Consider the following 4,385-nt stretch of genomic DNA (forward strand, 5'->3'; position numbering starts at 1 on the left):
CTACTTATGGTCTACTCCCAACTGTCCGGTGGTAAACAGACGAATCGAAAATCAACTGATTTTCTACTTCTTGCCCACTCCCAATCCATTCCTTGAGGACGGCATATCATGAAGGAACACTCGAACGAATAATAAAATTATTCTTCAAATATAAGTTACTTGTGATTGATGAAGTAGGATTTAATGAAATAAGTTCTCTTGAAGCCAAGTTATTCTTTCAATTGATTGATATGCGATACACAAAACGCTCCACGATCTTCACGAGTAACTTAACCTTCGATAATTGGCATACCATTATGGGACAAGGTGAGATGTTAACAAAGGCAATTATCGATCGTATTTTACATCATTCTTATCTCATTAATATAACAGGGCCTTCTTATCGAATTAAAGACAAACTTTCCCCGCGAAAAAGTGGGGAATCTTAAGTGAGACAAATCGTGATTTTTTAAGTTGAATTTTATAGTAATTTATTAAGGTCTACTTTATTCTTAAATAATTGCAAGGAATCTAAGTAATCACACAACGATCTTAATGTAAGATAGTGTCTATACTCGTTGGGTGATAATTAACACAGATGACTTATTAAACACGATCACAGTTCAGTTATTTTTGTACTGGGCTGTCTTTTAATTGAAAGGGAAGTAGTAATATATTACAATAGTTGCGAACAAATGTTTCTGTGGACGGCTTCAGTCGTGCGAAGTAAAGAGAATTTATAATAAATATTATTTTTCTTTATCATGGTTTTAAGATTATCATTCAAAATATAGCAACAGAATCAAAGATGTATTATAGCTTGGTAATTAAAATATGAAAGGAGTGAAATGAATTGAAAAAGGATGAAGCAATGATTCGTTCCAGCGCTGCGGAATATCTAACCTATATTGCTTCTGTCGGAGATCAGCAAAACAATATAGAATTGCGTTATGAAGATGAGAATATTTGGCTAACACAAAAAATGATGGCGACATTATATGATGTTGACGTTCGGACGATCAGTGAACATGTAGGAAAAATTTATTCTGACTCAGAGCTTCAAAAAGAATCAACTATCCGGAAATTCCGGATAGTTCAAACAGAAGGCTCTCGTCAGGTAGCTCGTAACACCTTGCATTATAATCTTCAAATGATTATTGCTGTAGGTTTCAAGGTTAATTCAGAACACGCAGTCCAATTTCGTAAATGGGTGAATCAAATTGCAAAGGATTATACCATCAAAGGGTGGGTCATGGATGATGAACGTCTGAAACGCGGAACCTTCCTGACAGATAAATATTTCGATGAGCAGTTAGAACGTATTCGGGAAATTCGCGCAAGCGAAAGAAAGTTTTATCAAAAAGTAACTGATTTGTATGCTACAGCCATTGATTACGACAGAAATTCCGCGACAACACGACGATTTTACGCTTCCGTTCAAAATAAAATGCATTATGCAGTTCATGGGCACACAGCAGCTGAATTGATTGTAGAAAGAGCAAATCACTCTAGAAAGCATATGGGATTAACGACTTGGTCGGATGCGCCTGACGGAAAGATTAAGAAAAGTGATGTAACGATTGCCAAAAACTACTTAAGTCAAAATGAAATAAAACAACTAAATCGTATGGTAACGGCGTACTTGGATTTTGCTGAGACTATGACATTAAGGCATATCCCACTTACCATGCAAGACTGGGAGAAGAGACTTAATAATTTTATTGAAATGTTCGAATACGGAATTTTACAAGATGCAGGGAAAGTTTCAGGTGAAATCGCTAAGATTCATGCTGAAACAGAATTTGAAAAATATCGTGTGATTCAGGACCAACTATTTGTGTCAGATTTTGATAAATATTTATTGGAATTGGAGAATAAAAGAAAGGACTAATGGGATTATTTCCTGTTGTTTTAGAATATGTAGTTTTTCAAATCAATAGTGGTTGAAGCGAAGGTTGATAGCAAATGGATCTTCAAACAAAACCACCTATCCACCATAACCAAAGCAATCCATAGCTTAAGGTTGACACATGTGGAGGCAGTGGCATTACTTATGAGAAGTGAAGAAATGATTCGAGACAGCGAACCGCTGAGTGCGTAGTATTGATAAATAAACTAAGTTAAAAATCGTATAAGAACGAGGTTTCTTGGCGTCTATTGCATGATAGAGTTCAAGCATCATAAAATGAAACGAATGAATCTTCAACTATAAAAAAACGACTAATCCGAAATTGTATTCAAGATTAGTCGGTTCATTCTTATCTCATTAGTATCACAGGACCTTCTTATCGAATTAAAGACAAACTTTCCTCACGAAAAAGTGGGGAATCTTAAGTGAGACAAATCGTGATTTTAAGTTGACTTTTATAAGTGTCACTTTCTTTTTACACAATATTATGGACTTTATCAAAACACGGCTCTAGAAGTCTTAAAAAATAATTTATTTAGATAATCGAATTATGATTTTTAGCATAATAATATGAAACAGAAGCAATAAAATGCCAAAGCAGTACACTATCATGGAGGACCAATGAAAAAAGACCTATTTAATGAATTTAAAATAATTTGTGTACATTTAAACAAGGTTGGAATTGTGCCAACTTTAATGGGCTCTTTGGGTTTAGAGTTTATTTCAAAAACTTCTTGGGAGCCATCAGATATAGACATTCATGTTCCAGGTGATCCAAGAGGATGGGAGGCTCCTGACCAGCTTAGAATTTATAATTGGGGTACAATATCCAAAGTCATGGAAGACCTAGGCTATGAATTAATAGACCTTCATGAACATGAATTTCAAAAAAACGGCCTTAGTGTAGAGTATGGCAGCATTGATTCCCTATACGACTTTGCTGGAATAAAAGTATCAGACCTAGACCTTATTCAAGTAGAGGGTATAACATTTCGTCTCCCCAACCTAAGGCAGTTTTTAAAAATCTATCAAGCATCTTCAAAGGATTCTTATAGAAATGACAATAATAACAACAAAGATTTTAAGAAAATTGAATTTTTGAAAAAACATATATAGCTAAGAGTTAATGTTAGAAAAGTATTTTTCCTAACCTTAAGTGGAGCTTTCACTTTTAAGTTAACATATACTTGAGAACGCGAGTTATAGCGCTTTGATTATTCGATATTACTTATTCATAACAAATATAGTTTGGTTAAATTTTTATCTAGCGTAGTTAAGTACAGCTAACTTTTAAATGTTAGTCATCTAGCTTTATTTAATTTTCTATAGTTCGTGTTTGAGTTTTACGGTCTGTTAGCCTAACCAACCCCTAATACGTGAGATATGTCTTCGATTATATTACAATAGAAATAGATAGTTTGAAACTGATTATTATTTCTAAAAGGAGAGGTATTATGGGATTATTAGTAGACGGTGTTTGGAAAGACCAATGGTATGATACAAAATCAACGGGTGGTCGTTTTGTACGTAAAGATTCACAATTCAGAAATTGGATTACAATAGATGGTGCACCAGGTCCGACTGGTGAAGGGGGCTTTAAAGCGGAAGCTGGGCGCTACCATCTATACGTCTCACTCGCTTGTCCATGGGCTAGTCGCACTTTAATGATGCGTAAATTAAAAGGTTTAGAAGATATAATTTCAATCTCTATCGTAAACCCAATCATGTTAGAAAACGGTTGGACATTTGCACCAGACCAAGGTGTAATTCCTGATCCAATCTTGAACGCTGATTTTTTACACCAAGTCTATACACATGCAGACTCTGAGTACACTGGTCGAGTAACTGTTCCTGTTTTATATGACAAGAAAAAAGATACCATCGTCAACAACGAATCATCTGAAATTATGTTGATGTTAAACTCAGCCTTTGATGAAATTGGTGCTAAAGAAGGCGACTACTATCCAGAAGAATTGCGTGACCAAATTAAAGAAATGGATAACTATGTATATCCCAACATCAACAACGGTGTTTATAAAGCTGGTTTTGCGACAGATCAAGCAGTTTATGAAGAAGAAGTTGGTCATGTATTCGATGCCCTAGAGAAATTAGACAGCATTTTAGCTGATAACAAGTTCTTACTAGGCGACAAATTTACTACTTCTGATATCCGCTTATTCCCGACTTTAATACGTTTCGAGCATGTTTACTATGGTCACTTCAAGTGCAATATTAAACATTTAACTGATTTTGAAAATGTATGGCGTTATACACGTGAAATCTACAACATGCCAGGTATTTCTGACACAGTTGATTTCTACCACATCCAACACCATTACTACGGAAGCCACCCTACAATTAACCCGAACGGTATTATTCCAGCAGGTCCTACAATTAGCTTAGACATTTAGATATAGAAAATCACCTGGAGAACATTTCTACAGGCGATTTTTTGTCTAGGTGCGCCCAACATGGCGTTAACTTGACGGTTCAAGTT

4 protein-coding genes are annotated in these 4,385 nt (G+C 35.2%); all 4 read left to right on the top strand.

Annotated elements, in window-relative coordinates; all coding sequences use genetic code 11:
* Positions 1-92 precede the first annotated feature (92 nt).
* The 4 genes from GSA01S_RS09430 to GSA01S_RS09445 all read left to right on the top strand — a co-directional run bounded on the left by GSA01S_RS09430 (position 93) and on the right by GSA01S_RS09445 (position 4,299).
* The gene (locus tag GSA01S_RS09430) at positions 93-428 is read left to right on the top strand and encodes an ATP-binding protein (protein ID WP_169792695.1); all 336 of its coding nucleotides are present in this window, start codon (positions 93-95) and stop codon (positions 426-428) included.
* Between the two features lie 422 nt (positions 429-850).
* Positions 851-1,870, top strand: coding sequence for a virulence RhuM family protein (locus tag GSA01S_RS09435; protein ID WP_066126934.1), 1,020 nt, complete (start codon positions 851-853; stop codon positions 1,868-1,870).
* A gap of 639 nt (positions 1,871-2,509) precedes the next feature.
* Positions 2,510-3,004 (top strand): phosphoribosylanthranilate isomerase, encoded by a 495-nt coding sequence (locus GSA01S_RS09440; protein WP_066126930.1) that lies wholly within the window; start codon positions 2,510-2,512, stop codon positions 3,002-3,004.
* Between the two features lie 338 nt (positions 3,005-3,342).
* Complete coding sequence (locus tag GSA01S_RS09445) at positions 3,343-4,299, top strand: glutathione S-transferase family protein (RefSeq protein WP_066126933.1); 957 nt, start codon at positions 3,343-3,345, stop codon at positions 4,297-4,299.
* Positions 4,300-4,385 lie beyond the last annotated feature (86 nt).

It is taken from the genome of Globicatella sanguinis NBRC 15551 (assembly GCF_001552295.1).
In the GTDB taxonomy this organism is placed as follows: Bacteria; Bacillota; Bacilli; order Lactobacillales; family Aerococcaceae; genus Globicatella; species Globicatella sanguinis.